15 protein-coding genes are annotated in these 23,616 nt (G+C 64.0%); 11 read left to right on the top strand and 4 right to left on the bottom strand.

Annotation, left to right across the window (positions count from 1 at the left end; all coding sequences use genetic code 11):
* Both BN3560_RS02635 and BN3560_RS02630 read right to left on the bottom strand, forming a co-directional pair.
* On the bottom strand, window positions 1-1,779 hold the full coding sequence (locus tag BN3560_RS02635; RefSeq protein WP_123649893.1) for a vWA domain-containing protein: 1,779 nt from the start codon (window positions 1,777-1,779) through the stop codon (window positions 1-3).
* A gap of 4 nt (window positions 1,780-1,783) precedes the next feature.
* The gene (locus tag BN3560_RS02630; protein ID WP_096226930.1) at window positions 1,784-3,208 is read right to left on the bottom strand and encodes an AAA family ATPase; all 1,425 of its coding nucleotides are present in this window, start codon (window positions 3,206-3,208) and stop codon (window positions 1,784-1,786) included.
* Window positions 3,209-3,526: 318 nt separating this feature from the next.
* On the opposite strand from BN3560_RS02630, the gene BN3560_RS02625 reads away from it, so the two are divergent.
* The 6 genes from BN3560_RS02625 (at window position 3,527) to BN3560_RS02595 (ending at window position 13,214) form a co-directional block, all read left to right on the top strand.
* Window positions 3,527-4,885: a trigger factor gene (locus BN3560_RS02625; RefSeq protein WP_161959455.1), complete on the top strand. Its 1,359-nt coding sequence runs from the start codon at window positions 3,527-3,529 to the stop codon at window positions 4,883-4,885.
* Between the two features lie 48 nt (window positions 4,886-4,933).
* A complete protein-coding gene (locus BN3560_RS02620) occupies window positions 4,934-7,681 on the top strand; it encodes a LuxR C-terminal-related transcriptional regulator (protein ID WP_096226928.1) in 2,748 nt (915 codons plus the stop codon).
* Between the two features lie 247 nt (window positions 7,682-7,928).
* Complete coding sequence (locus BN3560_RS02615) at window positions 7,929-10,676, top strand: molybdopterin-containing oxidoreductase family protein (RefSeq protein ID WP_161959456.1); 2,748 nt, start codon at window positions 7,929-7,931, stop codon at window positions 10,674-10,676.
* A gap of 154 nt (window positions 10,677-10,830) precedes the next feature.
* The gene (locus tag BN3560_RS02610) at window positions 10,831-11,142 is read left to right on the top strand and encodes a hypothetical protein (RefSeq protein WP_096226926.1); all 312 of its coding nucleotides are present in this window, start codon (window positions 10,831-10,833) and stop codon (window positions 11,140-11,142) included.
* 46 nt (window positions 11,143-11,188) lie between these two features.
* Entirely contained in the window at window positions 11,189-11,488 is a 300-nt protein-coding gene (locus BN3560_RS02605; protein ID WP_096226925.1) for an indolepyruvate ferredoxin oxidoreductase subunit alpha, read from the top strand.
* Between the two features lie 493 nt (window positions 11,489-11,981).
* Window positions 11,982-13,214, top strand: coding sequence for a hypothetical protein (locus BN3560_RS02595; protein WP_096226923.1), 1,233 nt, complete (start codon window positions 11,982-11,984; stop codon window positions 13,212-13,214).
* A gap of 18 nt (window positions 13,215-13,232) precedes the next feature.
* Here the strand turns inward: BN3560_RS02595 and murJ are convergent, their stop codons facing one another.
* Complete coding sequence (murJ, locus tag BN3560_RS02590) at window positions 13,233-14,615, bottom strand: murein biosynthesis integral membrane protein MurJ (RefSeq protein ID WP_231897336.1); 1,383 nt, start codon at window positions 14,613-14,615, stop codon at window positions 13,233-13,235.
* Between the two features lie 805 nt (window positions 14,616-15,420).
* Here murJ and BN3560_RS02585 point away from each other — a divergent pair.
* From BN3560_RS02585 to BN3560_RS02575, 4 genes are all read left to right on the top strand, one after another.
* A complete protein-coding gene (locus BN3560_RS02585) occupies window positions 15,421-16,365 on the top strand; it encodes an NAD(+)/NADH kinase (RefSeq protein WP_096226922.1) in 945 nt (314 codons plus the stop codon).
* 414 nt (window positions 16,366-16,779) lie between these two features.
* Window positions 16,780-17,277: a hypothetical protein gene (locus BN3560_RS02580; protein ID WP_231897335.1), complete on the top strand. Its 498-nt coding sequence runs from the start codon at window positions 16,780-16,782 to the stop codon at window positions 17,275-17,277.
* A gap of 71 nt (window positions 17,278-17,348) precedes the next feature.
* Entirely contained in the window at window positions 17,349-17,918 is a 570-nt protein-coding gene (locus tag BN3560_RS14240; RefSeq protein ID WP_123649934.1) for a hypothetical protein, read from the top strand.
* A 292-nt stretch (window positions 17,919-18,210) separates the two neighbouring features.
* Complete coding sequence (locus BN3560_RS02575) at window positions 18,211-19,335, top strand: hypothetical protein (protein WP_231897334.1); 1,125 nt, start codon at window positions 18,211-18,213, stop codon at window positions 19,333-19,335.
* Window positions 19,336-19,941: 606 nt separating this feature from the next.
* Here BN3560_RS02575 and BN3560_RS02570 read toward each other — a convergent pair.
* Window positions 19,942-21,423, bottom strand: a complete 1,482-nt coding sequence (locus BN3560_RS02570; protein WP_096226920.1) for a DUF1846 domain-containing protein — start codon at window positions 21,421-21,423, stop codon at window positions 19,942-19,944.
* A 239-nt stretch (window positions 21,424-21,662) separates the two neighbouring features.
* Here BN3560_RS02570 and BN3560_RS02565 point away from each other — a divergent pair, with 239 nt between their 5' ends.
* Window positions 21,663-22,577, top strand: a complete 915-nt coding sequence (locus BN3560_RS02565; protein ID WP_371744297.1) for a site-specific tyrosine recombinase — start codon at window positions 21,663-21,665, stop codon at window positions 22,575-22,577.
* The last annotated feature ends 1,039 nt before the right edge of the window (window positions 22,578-23,616 follow it).

The following is a 23,616-nucleotide window of genomic DNA, read 5'->3' as shown; positions in this document are numbered from 1 at the left end:
CTATCGGGCGTCGAGGGAGTCGTCCGGGCGCTCAAGCTGCCGGGCCAAGACGAGGTGCAGCTTCTCGGGGAGCAGGGCAGGATCCTGGATCGTCTCGAAGTTGCCCGTCAGGGGCAGTCCATTGAACGCGCCGATGTTGATGTGCGCGAGGTAAACGTTGGGCGGCAACCCCATCGCGCATTTTCTGGCCTGCAGGCCGTCGGCAAATAGGCCGTCGCCCACCACCAGGCATACGATGTTGCGTGTCGGTTCGGCAGCGGCGCGGGCCTGCACCTGCTTGAGTGCTGCGGTGATCAGGGTTTGCTCGCTCGTGGGGTTGTTGACCAGGTTGAAGGCAAAGCGCTTGCGCTCATGATCATGGGTGAACTCCAGGGGCGTCAGCTCTGCCCAGCCTTCGCCGAAGGCAAGCAGCTGGGTGCGTATATCCACCGCACCCTGCTGCTGATCGCGCGCGGCAAGCTGTAGTGCCCGATCGATGCCTTCGACAAGGCAAACCGCCAGTGCACCGGCGCTGCTGGCATTTTTTCCTGTCATTGAGATGCTCACGTCAAGCAGCACGTATATATCCATGCCGTGAAACTGCCTGTTCTGTGGGCGGCTGCACCGCTGCCGCTTCTGCCAGATCGCATTCTCGCAACCGGACTCGAGTTGGAGATGGGCTTGCACGAGCGTGCTGGGATGCATGCGGGTGCCGCTGCGGGCAAGTCGGGCGCGGTAGCGGAAAACGCCCAACTGCTCCTGCGGAGTGGCTATGCGCACGAGAACCTCGGCAATGCGCTCGATGGTGTCGTGATAGCGCTCTGCCGTGCGCTCGTAGGACGCCCGGCCATCGTCGAGGAACGCCATGGCTTTCGCTTCGGCGGACATGCTGGGCAGGCTGAGGCTGGGCGTCTTGCCCGCCTCGACGGGTGCTTCGTTGTTGTCGGCGATCAGCTGGTCGATATTACCTTCGTTCACCGTGGCGAGCGACGCCTGGATGAACTCGGTTTCGTTAGCCTCTTGGCGCAGCGCGTTCTCGTCGTTGGCGGCATCTTTGGAAGCGCCGTAGGATTGCTCGTTGTCGTAGAGGTGCACCAGGTCGTAAAAGCTCAATGCCTCCTCATCCAACTTTATCATGCGTGTGAACAGCGGCGTTATCAGGCGCGCTGCCTGGTTGTGGCGGGCGCTGTAGGACAGGCTCTCGTCGAACAGGAGGCGCTCGAGTGCGGCAACACGCGGGTCCATGGCGGCGGCGGTGCCCAGGCATTCGACGATGAGCGGCGAGACGACCACGTTGGGCTGGTCTTCGAAAAGGTAGAGGCGCAGGGTGCGCATAAGCTGGATGTGTAGAGGCTCGCTCGCCATCACATGGGCCGCCGCGCGCGAGAGGTAGGCTTCGAAGTGCAGCTTGGCAAAGGGAATGCGGCTGATCATGCGCGCATACGCTGCCATATCGTCGATGCACGTCTGCAGGTAGCGTTGCGCGGGGGACGACAGGTTGTTTTGGTAGTCGAAGCGCTGGCGCCAGTCGTCGAGCAGGAAATCCTGCGCACGGGTTGCCACGAAGCAGGCAACCATGGTGTCGACTTCGCCAAGGGCGATGGTGCCGCGCACGCCATAACGCTTACGCGCGGCAATGTCCTCGTTGAGCTCGTGGTTTACCAGCAGGTCGATGCCGCTGCGGGTAAGCCGGCATCCGGTTTTGCCCTCGGCGCTCACGCAAACCGTGGCGGTGCGGAGCCCGCTGATTGCCGCAACGTGCTCGACCGTGCGCTTCACCTGTTCAACACGGGTGGCCATGGGTTCAGCCAACCGGGCTTAGGTCGATGCCCACCAGCAGGGCGGCTTGCCGCGCTAGGCTGGCGTTATGGTTCGATCCTGCTTGGTCAAGGGTGCGCAGCAGCTTGTCGATGAGGTAGAGGTCAAGGTGGCGTCCGGGCAGGTTTCCTCCTGCGCTGTCCTGGACGGCGCGATTGAGGGCGCGCGGCGTGATGCAGTCGGTCAGCAAAGGGGCGGTGTCTTCGCGCACGATGCTGCCAGCTTGGTCTTTCTCAAGCGAGATGGCCGCGTCTTTCGCCGGCACGGCATAGAGGTGCTCGGTCAAGGTGGCAAGATGCACCAAGGCGTTCAGCAGGTCGCGGTCGAGATGGCGGCTGAAAACCCCGTCGGCATCGACCGCCTCGCAGAGGGCGAGCCGCATCAGGGAGGGGCTGGGACGGCGCAGGGGATCCCGATCAAGGTCGGGATAGGTTCGCTCGATGACCTCAAAGCGGTCGCGGATGGCGGGGTCTAGGACCTCGCGGTGCCGATATCGCGCCGATGCTTCGTTGGCGGTGGCGAACACGGTGAATCCGGGCTGTACTACCAGGTCGATGCCCTCTTCCTGCAAAAACACCGATTCGCCGGGGCCCTTGAGAAGGATGTCCTGCAAACGCGCGATGATCGCCTGATCGCCGAAGTTGATTTCGTCGAGCAGCAGTGGAACGCCGGCGCGCATGGCGCGGGGAAGGGCTCCTTCCTCGAACACGAACGTATTGCGGGGGGCATCGTGAACCATCTTCCCTACCAGCTCGTCGCTCATCATGTCGCCCTTGACCGAGACGATGAGCGGCTCGGTGCCGTAGAGGCGCATGACGAACTTCGCCATTTGGGTTTTCGCTATGCCTTTGTCGCCGACGAGGAGGGTGGGGCGCGCCGAGAGGGCGTTGCCGACCAGCGTATCGATGTCCTGTATCATCTCGCGGTCGAACAGCAGGCCGTAGCGCCGTATGGTCTCGCGGTCGTGCAGCGCTTGGGCGCGCTCGGCTATGTCGGCCCGCGCGTTGCTGCGCGCGGCGTTCAGGTCTTTGCGCGCACGGGAGATATCCTTCTCGTAGCAGGCCAGCTCGACATCGGTGAAGGCGCGGCCGGCCTTGGCGGCATCGACCATCGTCTGCCACAAAGCCAGATGCGCATCGAGCTGGCGTTCGTGAAGCTCCGCGAGCGCGTAGGTTGCCAGGATGTCGTCTTCTTGCTGCTGGTAGTCGAGGTACTGCAAAACCGCGTCCTGCATGAGCTTTTGGGGAATCAAGCCCTCTTCGCCCAACGGAATTATCTGCTTGCGCACTTCGGGCACGATGGTCCCGTCTTCCTCGAAAAGCATGAAGCGCCCTTCTCCGTCTTGGGGGATGGTAATCCCGTATGACTGCAGGGCGGGAATATAGTGTTTGGCGAGGTTTTCAAACCGCATGATCCCCCTCGTTTCCTGGTCGGTATGGCTCGTGCTTTCACCCTAGCGCCCACCCGGGGCGACTTCATGCGCTCGAAAGGGTGAAATGATAGGGTGAAACACGGGGCGAAATGAACGTGATCAGGCGATACGTTTCCTTCTTGGACTCTGAAGAAAAGAAGGATGGTTGCGGGCATTCGATCTCGCCCTGTCTCTCACCCTGTCAAACCACCCGGGTAGTAGCTGTACGGAGGGGTGAGAGGGGTTCACTATCGTCGAAAGCGCACTGCGGGGATGGTTTGCGGTGTTGGCATGATGGCGCACAAGGAGGATGAAAGCATGGAGATCCGGGTTGAGGGCAGGCGTGTTGAGGACGAGTCGGTAACGCTGACGGTGCGCGTGGCTGCAAGCGAGCTGGAGTCGCTCGAGCGCGGCGCCTGCTTGGTGGTGGCCCAGCGAAACAACATCGATCTGGGCGGCAACGAGACGGCACGCCAGCTGCTCGAGAGCGCGCTTGGCGTATCCGAGGCGGCGTCGCTGGTGACGCAAACCATGAAGAACTTCGTCGCACCGTTTGCCCTGTCATCGGAAAGCGAAGACTACTCGGTGGTGGGCGCGCCAATCTTCGATGCCGATCGCAGATTGGAAGCCGAAGGGGATTTAGTCTTCGATGCAACGTGGACGCGCCTCGGCGCCGTGACGCTTTCCTCCTACGAACCCCTTGAGCTGGCGGTTCCGCCCGTTTCGGTGAGCGAGGCCGAAATCGATGCGCGGATGGAGGAAGTGGCGCAGACCTACACCGGCGTCGAACCCGATGAGAGCCGCACCCAGGTTGCCGAGGGCGATGTGGTGCAGATATCGATGGACTGCCTGAAGGACGGAGAGCGCTTCGAGCAGCTGTGCTTCGCCAACCGCTTGTACCGAGCGGGCTCGGGGCAGATGCCGGATGGCTTCGACGAGGCGCTTGCCCATGCGCCCGTGGGCAGCATGGTGCACGTCGATTTCCTGCTGCTGACGCGCGAGGAGCTCGATGGGACGCTTTCGGGTCCTTCTGTGTGCGCGGAGGTGAAAGTGGAGGCTATCATGCGCGAGGTGGCCTGCGTGCTGAACGACGACTTCATCTCCCAGAGCATTCCCGGCGCCAGCAGCGTGGTTGAACTGCGGGAGCTGTCCCGCAAGGAGCTTGAGCGGCAAAAGGCGGAGCAGATGCGCCATTACCGCAACTTCCTCGCGGCGGGCGAGCTTGCCAAGCGCATCGAGGGCTACCTTCCCGATGCGGCCTACGATGCCGTGGCCGACCAGATGATGGATTCGCTGTACGAGCAGGCCCGCGCCCAGCATACGACGGTCGACGAGCTTCTGAGCGCGCAAGGCTCGAGCGAGGAGGAGTACCGCATGATGGTGCTTATGCAGGCACGCGCCCAGCTGCGCCAGGGGGCTGCGCTCGACGCGTGGGCCAGGTATCGCGGCCTTGAGATAACCGACGCCGACGTCGATGCGTTCTTCGCCTCTTCGGCGCAGGGCCGGGGCGCCCAGATGCGCGAAGAGGTTGAAAGCAGCGGCTATCTTTACCTGGCGCGCGAGGGTGCCTTGCGCCTCAAGGCAAGCGAGGATCTGGTGGCGTGCTCCACGTTGATTGAAGATGCTTCTCTGCAAATGCCGGCAGGGTCTGCTCCGGCGGTAGGAAAAGTAGCATAATGGCAGGGTGGATACCGGCAGCGCACGGGTTGGCAAGGGGGAAGGACCATGGCGGCAGGCATACCTATGAAGGTTTCGCATGACGTTGCTTTGGCGAAGATCACTCCACCTCGCCGCTCGTCTCTCTCCATCGACCGGGACGGTGCGCTGCAAAGCCTGATCGAGTGCTTGAGCGGCAAGATCGTGACGGTTGAGGCTCCGGTGGGGTCGGCAAGAAGCGGCTTTCTGGCGGAAGCGTACCGGCGCCTTGGTGATGATGCCGAGCATTGGCGAACAGCCTGGTTGTCGGTGGATGATGCCGACGACTGCGATAGGTTGGCGCGCCATGTGCTTGCCGCCCTGCATACGGTATGGTCCGAGCTCGATATGGTCGAGCTGGTTCGGCTTTACCAGGAAAACCCTACTTATTTTTGGGTTGCGCTCAGCAACTTCCTGCTTGAACGCGCCTCCGATGTGGGGGTGGATGTGGTTTTGCTCGTCGACGACCTACATAGGGCGGCCCCCGACGCCATAGCGGAATTCCTCAATTCGGCGGCGCGCTATTTCCCCGAAACGGTGCACGTGGTAGCCTCGGGAAACTACCTGTTGTGGGAGCACATCGATTTGGCTTTTCGTGACGAGGTGCGCATGTTCCCCTCGGATAAGCTCAATTTCAGCCAAGACGAGGTGGAGGCCATCTTGAGACAGGCCATGGACGCTCAGACATCGCCTCGGGTCTCCTACGTTTCCGAAACACCCATCAAGCTGGATGCGCGGGATTTAAAGGCGCTTGCGGCTGATCTGTGGGGTATAACGAACGGCTGGTCGCTCGGTGTTCGCACGTATGCCGATGCGCTTGTCCGCGGGTCGATCGACTGTTCTGCAACGGTGGACGAGCGCGCGCTCGGCCAGATGCTCAACCGTTTCTTCCGCAGCAGCGTGTTGGATGCGCTGCCCGAAGATCTGGCGCAGTTCGTGATAGAGGTAGCGCTGACCGATACGGTGTGCGCCGACTTGTGCAATGCGCTGACCGGGCGCACCGACTCCAAGTTCGTCCTGCGCGATTTGCGCATACGGGGGTGCTTTCTCAGCCCGTGCGCCAACGAGGCGGGCTGGTTCGAGTTCCATCCGCTGTTTCGCCGGTGGCTGCGCATGAAGCAGGGGCAAATGGACGCCAACCATCTGCTTGAGCTCTGCCGGACGGCAAGCGACTGGTACGAGGCGCACCAGATGACCTCCGAGGCGGCGAAGTACCTGCTGATGGCGTCAGATTCCAACTTCATCGAGAACCTGGCCCAGGCCTCGGGATATGAATCGCAGCGCACCGGCATGTCCTACTTCGATTGGATCAGCCGCATCACGGCAGCTCGGTTCACCGAGTCTCCCCAGTTGGCGCTCCATGCGGCATGGGGGTACGTTATCTGCGCCCGAACGGACGAGGGCTTGCGCTGGATCGAGGTGTTCGAGCGCGCCGCAGCCCACGAGCCTGGTCAGGACGGACCCGATGCCTCGATCGTGGTTGACCTGTTCCGGGCAAAATGCCTTGAGATGGACTGCCTTCACGATGAAGCCATGGCCAAAAGCGAGGCTATCCTGCGCTCCCACGAGGAAGAGCTCTCCCTTCCGCAGCGTTGCCTGCTGCTGCACTCGCTGGCGGAATCGTATGCACGCAGAGGCCGCTTCGACGAGGCACTGAAGAACTATCTGCAGGCGGAGGTCATGGCCGAGCTGGGTAAATCGGACTTCTACCTTGCCATGTGCCGCATGGGCATCATCTCCTTGCGCATTGCGCAAGGAGAGTTGAAGGAAGCCCTCGAGCTGTGCGAGAAGGCGCTTGCCGAATGTCCCGATACCGTTATCCCGTACGGATCGCTGCTTGCCTCCAAGGGATACCTCTGCGTGGAGATGGACCGGTTGGAAGAGGCGCGCGAGTGCGTCGAGCGTGCCCACCGTATCGTGTCCACGTCTCGCAACGTGGATATGCTCTACGAGGCCGAGGCCGAGCGCGCCCATTACTACGCGGCGGCGGGGAAGCACGCCCAGGCTTTCAACCTGATAACGAAGACGGCACTGCAGATGGGCACGGCAAGCGTGCCGCGCAGCATCAACCTGCTCGTGCATGTCAGGCAAGCCCAGGTTGCGTTGGCTATGGGGTATATCCCCGAGGCGGATGCGGCGGCGAGGCGCCTCGAGGCGGGCATCGGCCGGGGTGATATCGACTTCGAGCTGGCCGGCTTGGCCGTGCGCGCTGCCGTGGACGATGCTTCGGGAAGCGTCGGCGACCCCGACGACATCCTGCCGCTCGTCGAGCGCGCGTGCGGAGCGGGGCTCGGCTTGCGCGAGCTTGAGCTTTCCCTTCGGGCGACCGAGCGTTTGGCGGCATGCGGAAGGCGCTCCGATGCGCTCATGTACCTCAACCGCGCGCTCAGGCTGCAAGCCGGCCAGCAGGTGGTAGGCCCCTTCTTGCGTGCCGGCGGGAAAATCCGCGCGCTGCTCCACGAGATCGTGGACGTGCGCAAATCCGGCGGACAGGCCCGTCAGCTTGCGAAGGCGGTGCTGCATCGCTTCGGAGCCAACGAAGCCGAGGAGACGGTGCTGGAGCGTACGGCGAATCCTATGGCCCGCTTCGGCTTGACCGAGCGCGAGTGCGAAGTGCTGGAGCTCCTTGACGCGGGCCTTTCCAGGCGCGAGATTGCGGAGATGCTCACCGTGTCGCTGAACACGGTGAAAAGCCACGTGGGCGGTATCTACAGCAAGCTGGGCGTCACCAACCGCATCGACGCCTTCTCTATCGTCCACGACGGCGAGGACGAATAATCGCGCCCCGCCCCCGCCCCAGCCGGCATCGGCGGGGGCGGGGGCACGTCTCTGCCTCACCCTGCCTCTCATCCTAGGCTCCCTCCCCGGAATAGGCTGGGGAAACCACCTTGGGCGCGTCATGCCCTCCGCTCCCTCCCTCAATAGAATGGTCTCAACGGCATGCGAGCGGAACCCGGGCTTGCTCGCATGTGACTTTCGCGGGGCTGGGAGAATGCCCCGCACAGACTATTCGAGAGGGGCTTCAATGGAACTTAAGAAGACCGAACGGGTCGAGGTCAAGCTTCCTGCCGACATGCCGAACAAGTACATCGACGAGACCGGTGTCCAATGGACGTATTCCCGCTGCTTCTACTGCCACATGAACTGCGGCATCGTCATCGGCGCCGACACCAAGACCGACCGCGTGGTGGAGATTCGCGGCAATTGGAAAGAGGGTACGGTGCTGTGCGACCGCATGGGCGAGCGCGGCCAGAAGGCCATCCAGATGCACTACCATCCCAAGCGCATCAACCATGCTCTGAAGCGTGCCGGCGAGCGCGGCGAGGACAAATGGGAGGAGATCCCCTACGAGCAGGCGATGGACGAGATCGCCGACAAGCTGCAGGCGCTTATCGACAAGTACGGCCCCGAGACGTTGGTCTCTTCCGAGGGCACGTACCGCTCCGACCACCTGTGGGCGCGCACCCGCTTCTTCAACAACCTCGGCAACCCGGGCAACGTCATCGATCCCGGCACCATCTGCTGGTGCTGGAACTACACGCTGAACATGGCCATGGTGGGCTGGCCTATCGAGGCCATCTCGCCGGTGGGCATCGACCAGTCCGATACGTTCGTGGTGTGGGGCCTTTCGGCTTCCGAGAAATATGGCCCGCAAAGCCCCATGTGGCGCCAGTACCTGGCTGCGATGGACCGCCCCGGCAAGAAGCCGAAGATGATCGTCATCGACCCGTACTGCACCACGCAGGCCCTGCTTGCCGACATCTGGATGCCCATCTACCCCGGCACCGACCATGCGCTTGCCCTGGCTTGGCTGCACGAGGTCATCGAGAACGGCTGGTACGACGAGGAGTTCATCAAGTGGTGGTCGAACGGCCCGTTCCTGCTGGACAAGAAGACCAAGCACACCATTCGCGCCGACCAGGTTAAAGAAGGCGCCGCGCACTCCGACTTCGTGGTGTGGGACAACCTTGCCAGCAACATCTTGCTGTGGAACTCCGACAAGAACGAGTGGTTCGCCGACGGCGACGTCGACCCGGCTCTGAGCGGTACCCATACCATCTCGCTGCTCGACGGCTCCACGGTCGAGTGCTACACCGCTTGGGATGCCATCAAGGAGATGGCCGAGCCCTACAGCCCGCAGTGGGCATCTCCCATCACCGGCATCCCCGAGAACAAGATCGCCGATTCCGCCCGCGTGTACGCCACCAACGGCAACGCGTTCATCACCTGGGGCCTCGGAGGCGGCGACCAGGCCGGCCCGAACGCCTCGCGCCTGTGCATCACCAAGACCATTCTGCGTATCATCTGCAACTACATCGACAAGCCGGGCGGCGAGTACGTGGGCGAGCCCGGTGTCGTGCAGGCCGACGGCTCCAAGCCGTTCCCGTACCGCGATGCCGAGATGGAGATGTCCGAGCTCGTCACGCCCGAGATTCGCAAGAAGTACATCGGCTACGACCAGTTCCGCGCTATGAGCTGGAAGGGCTACGAGCCGATTTACGACGCCTACATGAAGATGTTCGGCGTTCCGCGCCCGATGCTGCATCAGCTGTTGTGCTCGCCGGTGCTGGTATACGATGCCATGGAGTTCGGGGATCCCTATCCCATCAAGGCCATGATCATGTGGTCGTCCAACCCGTTCGCCTGGGCGCCCGATCCGCAGCGCCTGTACAAGATCATGAAGAACAACCTGGAGCTTATCGTCTCCGTCGAGTACTGGAAGACCCCTGCCGCAGCTATGGCCGACTACATCATCCCCGGCTGCGACTCCCTCGAGCGCCCGTGCTTCACCACCGCCGAGGATTCCAACGACTTCGTGGTGTGCGGCGACCGTGGCTCCAAGCCGGTGGGTGACCGCGTTATGGACTACGACTTCTTCCGTGGCCTGGGCATCCGCATGGGTCAGGCCGAGGCTTGGCCGTGGGAGACCTACGAAGATGTCATCAAGCACCGTATCTCGCGTGGGGTCGACGTGGATTACACCACGCTGTGCGAGCAGGGTACCTGGTTCCCCGGTCCCACCCGCTCCTTCAAGTACGCCGAGACGCTGCCGAACGGCCAGACCAAGGGCTTCGCGACGCCCACCCGCAAGGCCGAGATCTACCCCACGCTCATGGAAGATCTGGACTACAGCGCGCTCCCGTACTACCGCGAGCTGCCCGAGACGCCGCTTTCGAATCCAGAGCTTGCCAAGAAGTACCCGCTGCGCCTGACCACCGGCGGCCGCGTCTCGGTCCTGTACCACTCTGAGAACCGCGTTCCCGGCCAGGGTACGCGCTCCATCTTCCCGTATCCCAGCGTGTACATGCACCGCGAGGATGCCCGTGCCTGCGGTGTGCGCGACGGCGACTGGGTGTGGATCGAGAACGAGCGCGGCCGCATCAAGCAGGTTGCCCATGTCGACCAGGCCATCATCAAGGGCACTGTGCAGGCCATGCCCTCGTGGTGGTATCCGGAGCTTCCGGCGGAGGAGCCGTGGAGCCAGGGTGCGTTCATCTCCAACGTCGGCTGTTTGGTGGATGGCACGGTCAGGGGTTCCGACGAGGCCACGGGAACGTGGACGAACCGCGGCCTGCTCTGCCGCATCTACCCGTGCATCGATCCTGCCGACCGCACGGACGTGACGGTGACGGGCGACCAGTTCATCGAGGGCGACACCTATTTCAACGACCAGTACGACAAGCTGGGCTGCCGTGAGATCAAGCGGATCGACTGGGAGAACGACGATCCGGGCCAGCATCCCAAGTGCACGTACGACACGCTCGGCAAGTAGCAGGCTGTCGGGACGGGAGAGGTGGTTCGCTCCCGTAACGAGTGGAACCGAGGGGACGGCAGCTGGTGCTGGCGCCCCCTCGACGGAGCGTTGAAAGACAGCGCGTGGCGGCACGGTGAGCGCGGACGCACCGCGGCGGGGGAGGAGACGTCCCATGACGTTTTGGTCGCAATTCTTCGAGATGCTGTTTCTGGTGGGCTTCGGTATCGCCTGGCCTTCCTCCATCGTGAAATCGATCCGCTCGAAAACGGCGAAAGGCAAGAGCCTACTGTTCTTGAGCATATCGTTTTGCGCCTACCTGTGCGGAATCACCTCGAAGTTCATGGCTACGTCCTTGAGCTACGTGGTGGTGTTCTACGTGATCAACCTTTGCTTCGTGGGAACCGATATCGTGCTGTACTTCATCAACTCGAAGCGCGACAAGGAACGCGAGGCGCAGGCGGCGTGCGCGTTGGAAGACGGCTAGACACCGCGTTTGCGGCGTGCGGCTTGCCGTAGGACTGGATGGATGAATGGCTTACGGACCTCTCAGAACCCATTTCACTTCGCGAAAGCGCATCACGATAGATGCTGGCCTGTGCGTGGGCTGCAAGCTCTGCATGCGCTGCTGCCCTTTGGGCAAGGTGATCGGCTACGATGCGGACGCGCGCCGTGCCTATGTGGACGATGCCTTGGTGTGCGGCGGGTGCGGGGCGTGCCTGCGCATCTGCCCCGCCAACGCCGTGCATATGGAGGAAGAGCTCGTGAAAGGAGCGCTTTCTCCTCGTATGGTGCCCGTTATCGCTCCCGGTCAGCATCGTGCCACCCCTTGAACCGCCCCTCTTCTCACCGTGCGATAGGGTGGGGTAAACCACGCAGGCAGGGTCATGTTCTGCATGGCATCCGCCCCTACAATAGCGAACAGGGAAAGCGGCGAGGACAGGCTGCTTTCATTTCAAAAGGAGGTTTTCCCATGTGCTTCAGACCGTCGACCCCGGTAGTCAACAATCCCGAAGGCGCAGGCAGCTCAAGCGCTCCCGGGGCTCCTAGTGCCCCTGGTGCCCCGGGAGCCCCTGGTGCCCCGGGAGCCCCTGGTGCTCCCGGAGCCCCCAAAGCTCCCGGGACGCCTGGTGCCCTTGGCGCTTCCGCCACGCCTGAATCCCCCGAGGCTCCCTTCCGAAAGTAAGCGGGAGCATCGGGTTCTCGTTGTGCGTTCGCCAGGTCAACGGCCTTGCTACCGTTGAGTGCAGGCTGGCGGATGGGTGGGGCGATGTCGGGCGCAGGTGATAGGCTCGTCGCATCAACCGATGCGATAGGAGTGACCCCATGCCCGCCGAAACCCTCGTCCCGCCCCGATTCCGCGCGCCGGAGCCGCAGCCGCGCCGTCGTGCGCTCACGCTTGCGATCGTCGTCTGCGCCCTTGCCGCGGTGCTCTTTGCGCTTGCCCCTGGCCAGGCCGACGCCGCTCCGGCAGGGCCGTTCGATGTGGAGGGGCCCGCCGATGCCTACGCGTGGGATGGCGCGGTGCTATCCGTCACGGGCGACGGCGTGACCATCGCCGGCATGGCGGACCCGGCCTCGGCGGCGATGGGCGACGTGCGGATCGCCGCGGGCGTGGGCGCGATCAACGTGGGCTCGGGCGTGCGCATCGGCACGCTCTCGTTCGCCGGGGTCACGGCGCTTCGCTTGGACGGTGCCGGCAACGAGGTGCAGGCGTTCGACCTGACGCGGCCTGCCAACGTGAGCGGCCCCGGCTCCGTCACGATCGCCGAGGCCACGCTTCCCCTTGACCTGCTGCCCTCGGCCACTGTCACGCTCACGGGCGGCGCTTATAGCATGTCCATCTGGGCCGGAGCCACGCTCGTGCTCGAGCCGGGAGCCAGCCTCAGCAACATCACGCATTTCGGCGGCACCCTCGATCTCTCGCATATCGTGTTCGGCGCCCCCGTGCGGGTGCTGGGCTACTCGGTGGGCGGCGATTACACGTCGAACACCATCGTGGCGCCGTTCGGGGCGACGCGCCTTTCCGAGCTCATGACGCTCGACCACCTGTTCGTGAACGGCGGCGACACCGCCATCGTGGAGGACGGCGAACGCGTGGGCACGCTCCAGGACGACGGCTCATTCCTCATCACCGCCACGCGCACGGTGACGTTCGCAGGCTGGGAGGGCCAAGTGCTCGCCACCGAGGAGGTGCCGCTGTTCAGCGCAGCAACCGCGCCCGATGTGGAAGCCCCCGAAGGCTATCGCTTCACAGGATGGGATGTCGATTTCTCGCATATCGTGCAGAACCTGACCGTAACGGCCCGGTTCGAGAAGCTGCCCGATCCCGCGCCGCAGCCCGAGCCGGCCTCGGCTCCGCCGACGGGCGGGTCGGGCGCGCCCTCTGCTGCACCGGCGTCGACGTCGGTGCCTGCATCGAGGTACTACCCGGCCCCCAAGAAGCTCGCCGCAACGAGCGATGCGGCCGGTTGGGGGCTCGGGGCAATCGCAGCCGCCGGCTCCGCCGCAGCCGCGGCGGCGGTCGTGGCTGCGGCGGCAGGCAAACGCCGCGGGTAGGCCGCGTACCGAGACGCGCTACGCCCGGCCGCGCCCCAGCTTGCCGGCCACCTTGCCCACGATGTTGCCAACGAACGCCGCTTCCGGTACGTGCAGCTTGATGGCCAGGCCGAACGTCACCGCCAGCGACACCAGGCCACCGCACGCCACATAGGCGAGCGCCTGCGGGATGGACCCGGACAGCGGCCCGACGAACGTCGTGAGCGCGAACAGCACGCCGCCGCCCGACGCCGCGCCCAGCCCCCCGAACACCAGCGCCACGAGAAACGCCTTCGCCGTGGAGCGCAGCCCGAACGGCCCCAGGCGGCGGCGCAGGTACGCGAACAGGCACACGTCGGCCACCACGTAGAACAGTACCTCGCCCACGGCGATGATCTCGATGGGGAAGCTCTCCGCGTGCGACGCGCCGAACATCGTGAGCGCCACCTGGGCGGCGCCCGCCACGAAGTTGAACGCCGCGAACACGCCCATCTTGCGCAGGCTCGAGAATATCTTCTGCAGGTACGTGTTCACGCCGTACACCGGCAGCGCGAACGCCAGCACGCTCATGTACGAGGCGATGGACGCCACGTTCTCCGCCGTGAACGCGCCGGCGCGGAACACGGTGATGAGCGGCAGCGAGAACACCATGAGGTACAGCGCGAAGGGGATCATGAAGAACAGTATCTGGTTCGTGCCGCTCACGATGCCGCGCTTCACGCCCTTGGCGTTGCCCTCTGCCTGCATGTCGGCCAGCTCGGTGAACATGGCCGTGGTAATGGGCACGGCCAAGAACGAGTAGGGGAGCGTGAACCATTGGCGCGCGTACAGCAGGATGGAAGGCCCGTTGTCGGCGAAGCTGTACGCCGCCGCGTTCTGCACCGACACCACCGCGAACGAGCATACCATGACGAACAGTGCCGGCACGCCCAGCGAGAGCGTCTCGCGCAGAGCCGGGTCGCGCAGGTTCATGCGCGGGCGCAGCCTGATGCCGTTGCGGCGCAGTGCCGGCAGCTGGATGGCCAGCGCCACGAACACGCCCAGCGGGTTGCCGATGGCTATGACGTAGAGCGCCGCGTCGGGGTTGCCCGGCGCGAGCGCCGCGTACGTCAGGAACGACACGATGACCACGATGCTCTGCGCCGCCGGCGCGATGGCCGACCACAGGTAATCGCGGTTAGCGTTGAGCAGGCCCGATATGATGGCCGTGGCCCCGGAGAACACGATCTGGATGGCGAAGAACTGGAAGAAGAACACCGATTGCGCCATCTCGCGCTGGTCGGAGTAGAAGCTCTGCGTGTAGATGAAGAACGAGGGGAACGCGATGCAGAGCGCCGACACCGCGCCCAGCAGCACCACCACGATGGTGAGCAGGGTGGAGGCGTACTCGTTGCCCGCCTGCTGCCCGAGCCTCTTCTTCACCGACATATACACCGGCAAAAAACGCCGTCACCAGGATGCCGCCTATCACCAGCTCGTAGAGCTGGGAAGGCAGGTTGTTGGCCACCTGGTAGGAGCTGGAGAGCAGCGTTGAGCCCAGCGCGAAGGCCATGGTCCAGGTGCGCACGAAGCCCAGCACGCGCGAAACCATGGTGCACACGCTGATGAGCGCGGCCGACGACCCAACGGCGGCCGCGTCGCCCTGCGCGGCATCGTCCGTGCGCGCGAGCGCCGTCTTGTCCACGCCGGCGTGCTTGCTGACGATGGGCAGCTCGGAGGTCGAGCCGGGGAAGGCCGCCCGTTCGGCGCGGCGGCTCGCCACGGCCGCAGCCCGCGCCGCCGCGCGCGGGTCGGGCGTCTGGGGCTCGAAGGGGTCGCGTGCCGGCGCCGTGCGGTCGGGACCGGCATGGTTTCCGCCGATGCGTATCTCCGACGTCTCGCCGGGCGCCGCGCCGCGCAGGCGGGCCTTCGCGCTGGCAGGGTCGAGCCGGGGCTCCGGGCGCGGAACGACCTGCTGCGCCACGGCGGCCGCGATGGCCGTGCGGTCGAGACCCGCATGCCGCCCGCCCACGCGTATCTCCGACGTCGAGCCCGGATCGGCCGCGCGCGCATGCGACGGCGTCGCGGCGCGCTTGGCGGGGGCGGTCGGAGAAGCGGGCGTGGGGGCTGGTGTCGGCTCGGCAACGCGCGTATGTTGAGCTCGTGCGAGCTTGTCGGACATGGACGGACGCTTTCTTGCGCATCGGATATAATGGCCCATCATAGCAAACCCGGAAAGAAGACCCTCATGCGCATCCTCATCGTACGCAATAATTCCAACTCGAAGGCCGTGGACGCCTCGCTTTTGCTGGCCACGTACCTGGCCACGCAGGGAGCGGATTACACGCTCGTGGACTCGTCGGACCTGTCGTGCCGCGGCGACCACGAAGGGCTGAACGCGGCGCTTGCCGACGGGGTGGAGATGGCCGTGGTGCTGGGCGGCGACGGCACCATCCTGCGCACGGCGCGCCAGATCGGCACGTCGGGCGTGCCCATCCTGGGGGTGAACTTCGGCCGCCTGGGCTTCTTGGCGAACACGAGCGACGAGGGGGTGGTGGCCGTGGTGGCCGCCGCGCTCGCCGGCGACGTGGTGGCCGAACAGCGCACGAACCTGCGCATCGACGTGGTGTGCGAGGGCGAGCGGGACCGCTGGGGCGACGACGACCTCATGTCAGACGGTCCCGACGAAGAGGGAAGGCCCGACGGGGCGCCCTCCGCATCCGGGTTCCCCTGCGGAAGCGATGCGCGCACGTTCTTCGCGCTCAACGAGCTGGCGGTGACGCGCGGCGCGCATGGCCGCATCATCGACTTCGGCTTGAGCATCTCGGGTGCGCACATCGCCGACATGCGCGGTGACGGCCTGGTGGTGGCCACGGCAACGGGCTCCACGGCCTACGCGCTCTCGGCCGGCGGGCCGCTCGTGTCGCCGGGCTTCGTGGGTCTCGTGGCCGTGCCGCTCGCGCCCCATACGCTGCACTCGCGCGCCATCGTCACGGCGTCCAACGACGTGGTGGAGATGGACCTGTCGCACAACGCCGACACCCGCGAGGCCACGCTGTTCGTCGACGGCGAGCTGCTGGAGTTCGAGCGCCCCGTGCGCCGCGTCTACGTCCGCCGCGGCGACACCCCCACGGTACTGCTGCGCTACCAGCGGGAAGGCTTCTACGAGCATGCGGCGCGGGTGTTCTTCTAGGTGCATGCGTGTTGATAAATATGCGTGTTCTACTGGGATTTTACCTGCCTATATGCCGAAAATAGAATAATCGTTGTATCCGGTCTCGGTTGACTTCGCCACCCCCCTGTCGTATCTTAGCTTACTAAGTTCCATGCCTCAGCATGCGAACCGGACCAAGGGGTTATACGTATGAGCAAGCAAGACAGCCAGAGCACGCAGAGCTTTCCAGTAGACGACACCGAACTGAATGCTTCCTCGCACCAGGCGGATGGCGGAAACACCGCCGATAGTGCCGCGGGCAAGCAGGGTTCGGGTGCCGTTCCTGATTCGACATCTGCCGAACAGGCCTCCCAAACCGGGGCTTCTGACTCTCATTCAACTGCAACGAACGCTGCCGTCGAGACGGCCAAGAAAACCGGGAAGATTCTCGGGATGTCCAAGCACGTCTTCGCCGGCCTGGTGGCCGTGGTAGCCGTGGCTGCCGCCGTTACCGCGGGCGTCGTGCTGACGCAGCAGCCGGCCGTGGAGGACTGGTTCGACTCGAATGCCGCCCAGGGCCAGTTCGAAGGCAAGTCCAAGGAAGAGATCCAAGCCGCCCTGAACGAGGAGGTGGCGAAGGGCATGATGAACATCTCCATCGCCGCCGTCATCACGTTCCCCGACGGCGCGTCCGAGGGCGAGGCGCGCATCGAGAACATCGCTGCGAACCCGATGGACCAGAAGGTGACCATCACGCTCAAGGATACCGAAGAAACGGTTTACGAGTCCGGCGCCATCGCGCCCGACCAGCACATCCAGAACATCAAGCTGTCGCGCGACCTGGAGCCCGGAGAGTACGCCGCCGTGGCCACGTTCACAGGTTATGACCGCGAGACGCATAAGAAGACCGGCCAAGCGGCCGCCGAGATCACGTTACGCGTCGAAGGCTAAGACAACCTTCGACGAGAGATAGTCAGAGCATGTCAGACAACGTAAGGGCACATCAGGAAAGGGAAAGTATCATGACGAAGACGAGCCGGTTCAACTACATCAAGCGGGGTCTGGTAGGCGTATGCGCCGCCACGATGCTGACGGGACTTTGTGCGGGAACGGCGTTCGGGGCGGATTCGGACAACAACACAAACGTTGAAGTTACGACTCCCTCAGCTCAGTTGTCTGCCTCGGTCCCAACTAGCGTGTCGGTTGCTTTGAAAAACGACGGAACGTTAAACGCCAAAGGCGATATGAACTTCACTGTAACAGGCCCGTATCAGGTGGTTGTGAAAAGCGTAAAGGCAGTAAAGGAGGACGGATTCACTATTTCTGGTCAAGCAAGCATGACTGCTCAAAATGCGGTTGCTGCAAAAATTCAGGTAGGTAGTGATGCTTCTGGAGCTTTCGAGATTAGCGGGATCACTGAGACGGCGAAAACGTTCGATACGCCTGGAGTTATCGATCCGACCTCTGGTCTCACTTGCTCTATTACTGAGTTGGTTATGAAGAATATGACAGCTGAAAACGAAAATAAGGCAATCACTCCATTCCATCTTGTCTGGACTGTCGGCATCCCTAGTGCTACTCCTGCTGCATAACTCTGGTACAGCGTCAGTTTGCTGGGCGGACTAGGTGAGGACATTAAGACACATCTTTAGCAAAGCCGCATCCGTAGAGGGTGCGGCTTTGCTACTTTGCCTCTTTCTGATTTTCAATTTGTGGCCGGCAACTTACTCGTTTGCTGCTTCGAAGGCGACTTCTGGCGAAATGTCTTTTTCGATGGAAGCTACTTCTGAAACTGCATCCGATGCGACGAATTCCGTCGAAGCTCCTATTCTCGTCGACGATAAGGACAACGTGATCGTCGCAACTCCCTCGACTAAACCTGCAATGCCAACCGCTCCGGTCGAGCCCCCTTCAACTCCTACCGTTCCCGAGTACGAGAACGCCTGGCCCATCGGGCTCGACGAGACTGCGGCGGTCGTTGCCGAGTTGTGGGATGATGGGACGTTCGTCGTGGACGGGGCGGGGGATACCCTCGCGTTCGAGAGTGCCGACGAGGTGCCGTGGCTTGCGGATGGCGTGGCAGACGACATCAAGCGCGTCGTGTTCGCCGACGCGGTGGAGCCTGCCAGCCTGGCGCACTGGTTCGAGGGGTGCGCGAACCTCGAGGAGGTCGCAAACGTCCCCGCCGACGTCAAGGACCTCACGCGCGCGTTCTTCGACTGCCCGAAGCTCGTGGAGCTGCCGGACGATCTCGCGTTCGCTGACGATGCGATCCTCGAGGAGTGCTTTGGCTTCGCCGAGCCGCCCGACGAGCCGCTGTCCACCGTCTACCGTGGCACGGACGAGAACGTGCTCGCCTACGCGTGGGACCTCGACGGCCGCGCGCTCGTGAACCCCGACGCGCCCGGGCTGCCTGCGGTCGAGGAGCCGGCCGACCCCGAGGCTCCCGCCGACGACCCCTCCGACAAGCCCGCTGACGATCCCGCCGAGGACGCTGTGGAGGCGCCGCTGCCTGAAAGCGACGAGCCCCTCGCTCCGATGGAGGAAATGCCCGAGCCCGAAGCCGATTCCGCCGCGCCGGACGCCCCCGAGGAAGAGGCTGTCCAGGTCAACATCACCATCCCCTCATCGGTTTCCATGATGCTGGGCGAGGACGACCTCAACAGCGCCACCATCCCTGTCATGGTGGCGAACCGCTCCGAGCGCGCCGTGGCCATCACGGGTGCGCGCCTCAAGCGCTCCGACATGGACCTGCCGGGCGGTTCGTGGTCGCTCTCCACCCAGGGCGGCGCCACGACGTTCGTGCAGGACGCCCGCTTCACACCGCTCGGCCTGGAGGTGACGTTCGACCGCCCCGTCATCCTCGCCGCCGGCGACATGGGCACCCAGCTTGTCTGGCACGGCACCTTCACCGACTACGGCATGCGCACCCTGCTCGACGCCGTCATCGCCTCCGGCGACTCCGGCTTCACCTACGGCTCCATGATCTGGATAGTCTCAGCCGCCTGATCGGCTTGCTTCCCTTGGAGCAATCTTTTCATTCCAGTGGTTGCGGCGAACGTGTCGCCTCTAATATGCGAGGCCGGCCTTCTTGCATTTGATGGCATCGAGTCGCTATAATGCAAATTACCGGCGGTGCCCAGGACGGCGAGTTTAACGGGCTTCACCATCCAGGTTGGGCGGCGCGGGTACTAGTGGGAGGCCGGGTTAATCCCGGCCTTTACCATCTCCTGGTTCCCTCCCTGCTTCGTCCGCGTTCTTATGGTTCGTCCACAAGGCGAGGAAGAAACTCGCGAGCGTGGCTATCGCTGCGTAGGCGTTAAGAATTTCTAGAACTGCGTTCATAGGCGAACACTCCTCTCGAAAGAAGCGCCACCCGAGCGCGGACACCGCCGGCACACTCATTCTACGCCTTGAACGCGCACTTGGATAGAGGCTATTTAGCCTGGTAAAAAGCAGAAAATTGAACGAAAATGCACTGGATTCCTGCAAGGTTTTGGAAAGATCCGTGCAAGGTTTTGCCGGTGTTTTGAGAGCCCTCGTGAGAACGCCCCCCCTCGCCTTGGAATTCTGAGGTGAGGGGGGCGTTCGATAGCGTTCGTTGCGCGCGCCGTTTTACTTGTGATAGTACCGGTGCTGCTCGTACTTGGGCTCGCAGCAGACGTTGATGCCGAGGGTACGGTAGAGCTTCTCGTCGGTGGAGGAGATGATGACCGAGAAGTACGCGTCGCAGCCGCGCAGGTCGTCGATGTGCTCGATGAGCTTGGCGGCAAGCGGGTCGGTGGCGGAGCTGATGGACAGCGCGATGAGCGTCTCGTCGGAGTGCAGGCGCGGGTTGCGGCTGTGCAGGCAGTCGGTCTTCAGGCGGCAGATGGGCTCGATGACCTCGTCGCTGATGACGTCGATCTCGTCGTCGACGCCGGAGACGCCCTTGAGCGCGTTCATCATGAGCGACGACGCCGCGCCCAGAAGCGACGACGTCTTTCCCGTGACCACCGAGCCGTCCGGCAGCACCATGGCGCCCACCGGGCCGCCGGTTGTCTCCTCCTTCAGCAGCGCGGCCGAGCGGGCCGGCGAGAAGCTCGCGTTCACGCCGGCCTGGTTCATCAGCAGCTCCAGCTTCTCCACGTGCTCCTGGCCCGTGCCGCTGCGGCGCGTCTCCACGGCGGTCTGGAAGTAGCGGCGCACGATCTCCATCTTCGCGGCCTCGCGCACGGCCTCGTCGTCCACGATGGCGTTGCCCGCCATGTTCACGCCCATGTCGGTGGGCGACTGGTACGGGCTCTCGCCGGAAATGCGCTCCATCATGGCCTTCAGCACGGGGAATATCTCCACGTCGCGGTTGTAGTTCACCGTGGTCTCGCCGTACGCTTCCAAATGGAACGGGTCGATGGTGTTCGCGTCGTTCAGGTCGACGGTGGCCGCCTCGTAGGCTATGTTCACCGGGTGCTTGAGCGGCAGGTTCCAGATGGGGAACGTCTCGTACTTCGCGTAGCCGGCCGCCACCCCGCGCTTGTGCTCGTGGTAGAGCTGCGAGAGGCACGTGGCCATCTTGCCGCTGCCGGGGCCGGGGGCCGTCACCACCACGAGCGGCCGCGTGGTCTCGATGAACTCGTTGCGCCCATAGCCTTCGTCGCTCACGATGCGGTCGATGTCGTAGGGGTAGCCGGGGATGGGGTAGTGCAGGTAGCTGCGGATGCCCAGGCTGTCCAGGCGCTTGCGGAACGCCTCGGCCGAGGGCTGGTTCGTGTAATGGGTGATGACCACGCCGCTGGTGGCGAAGCCCATGCCGCGGAAGATGTCCATGAGGCGCAGCACGTCCTCGTCGTAGGTGATGCCCAGGTCGCCGCGCACCTTGCTCTTCTCGATGTCGTTCGCGTTGATGGCGATGATGATCTCGGCGTCGTCGATGAGGCTCTTCAGCATGCGGATCTTGGAGTCGGGTTCGAAGCCGGGCAGCACGCGCGAGGCATGGTAGTCGTCGAAGAGCTTGCCGCCGAACTCCAGATAGAGTTTGCCGCCGAACTGGTCGATGCGGTTGCGGATGTGCTCTGCCTGCAGCGCGATATACTGGTCGTTGTCGAATCCTATGCGCATGGGTCTGCGGCGCCCCTTTCGTGAGAAGACGGTGATGCGCGTACGCGCGCGAACCAAAGTATATCGCACTTGCCGTACCCGGTGTTGCTAGCGTGTAAAAACTCGCCGCGGGCAGGGCGGTGCGGCGGGGAGTGCAGCGTCTCCCATGTTGGGCAGTGCGCCGAAAGCCCCCTTAAGGACCGGTAGGCCGGTGCTATACTCGTAGGCGATCCCGAGGGCCGCTGGAAAGGGGGGCGGATGTGGACGCCGTGCGCACGCTCATGGAAGAGTACCTCTCGCACTTGCGCGTGGAGCGGGGGTCCTCGCCGCTCACCGTGTCGGCGTACGCCACCGACCTGCGCGATTACGCCGCCTTCCTCGACGGGCGCGGAGTGGACAATGCCGATGACGTGGACCGCGCCTGCGTGGTGGCCTACGAGGCCGACCTCGTGGACCGCGGCTACGCCACGTCGAGCGTGGATCGGCGCGTTTCGGTGATCAAGGGATTCCACCGCTTCCTCGTGCGCGAGGGCTATGCGCGCCGCAACCCCACCGACACCCTGCAGCTGCCCAAGCCCCCCGAGCGGCTGCCCGACGTGCTGTCGGTGAATCAGGTGTCAACCATGCTGGCTGCCTGCACGGGCGACAGTCCGTCGGAGATGCGCAACCGCGCCATCCTGGAGGTGCTGTACGGCTGCGGGTTGCGCGTGAGCGAGTGCACGGGGCTCGATCTGGGCGATTGCATCCTGGAGGAAGGGTACCTGCGCGTCGTGGGCAAAGGGGGCAAGGAGCGCATCAGCCCCATCTCGGGCGCTGCGCTCGAGGCGCTGGGCGCGTACCTGGAGCATGCCCGCCCCGCGCTTGCGAGGCCCTACGCCAAGCCCACGGCGGCGGTGTTCCTGAACGCCCGCGGCGGCCGCCTGACGCGCCAGAGCGTGCATACCATCGTCGCCGATGCCGGACGCCTCGTGGGCGTGGCGAACCTGCATCCTCATACGCTCCGCCACTCCTTCGCCACCCACCTGCTGGAAGGCGGTGCGGACCTGCGCGTTATCCAGGAGATCCTCGGCCACTCCGACATCTCCACCACCCAGGTATACACTCACGTGAGCCGCGCCCACATCCGCGAGGAGTACCTGAGCGCCCACCCGCGCGCGCAATGCCCGCGAGCATAGCGCACCTGCTCGTCATGCACATGGCGCTTCGCGTGGATAACGCTCTGGCTCGTGCGCTTGGTGCAGCATCCCCGTCGCATGCGCGACGCATGCTCCCGCGTTCGGTGCAGGAGCCCGTTGCGTGCGCAGTACGGTCGCCCGCGCCTGGCGCGGCGACTTGTTGCGTATGCGACCGCAATCATCTGCGCTCGGGCAGCGGCCTGCTGCGTGCGTCGTGCAGCGATGCGTATTCGGTGGGGCAGTCTGTCGCGCGCCTGGCGCAAATCCGCGTGGACGAGATTCGAGTCTATGGCACGATTGCTGGTGTCTGAATCGCCAGATGCTTGTTGCGAACAGGCCTTTTACGGGAATTGCTTACGCGCGGTCGCAAAAACCTACCACAGGCTCCGATCTTGTACATGACCGAATTGATAATATTAGACTCCGCTGATCGCCGAGGCCCGGGTACGCCCGCGCTGGGAGCGTGCGGAGCTTCTTGGGTGCTGTTTGGAGGCGCACGCGGGACGGGCTCGCAGCTTCTTCGGAAAGGGATGGTGTGCTTGTGCGGAAATAGGGCTCGCTACGAAACGGATGTTTCACGTGAAACATCCGTTCGCTAATTCGATCTTTCGCTTGCTCCCTTCGCGCTGCTGCCGGGCTTGACTGGAGTTGCTGGGTGACGCCCCCCCGACCCCCGACCTGCTCCCGCCTCCTTGCGGGACCCCCGCCCCCGTTCCCGTCCCCGCTTAGGCCCGGTACGCCCGCGCTGGGAGCGCGGGCGCCGCCCCGGTGCCCATCCGCCTCCGTTTCCGACCCGGCCCCGATTCCCGGCCCGATGGCCGGAGCGCTTGAACGAGCGGTTGATCCTGCGGGGTCTGCGTGGGGCGGGGTGGGAGGGCGTCACAAATTCTCCCACTTCGTGCCACGGCGGGCAGCGAATCCATATGTTGTGGACGATTCCGCGGCTCTGCCTACCCGTGGTATGGCCGATTTTCCGCGTGCTGGAAAATGAATGACGGGTGGGTGAACAGTGGGTTTCATCACGGCAAAAAGGGGGCGG

Source organism: Gordonibacter urolithinfaciens (assembly GCF_900199375.1).
Classification (GTDB): domain Bacteria; phylum Actinomycetota; class Coriobacteriia; order Coriobacteriales; family Eggerthellaceae; genus Gordonibacter; species Gordonibacter urolithinfaciens.
Note: the sequence above shows the minus strand (reverse complement) of the source record. Positions and strands in the feature narration are given on the sequence as shown.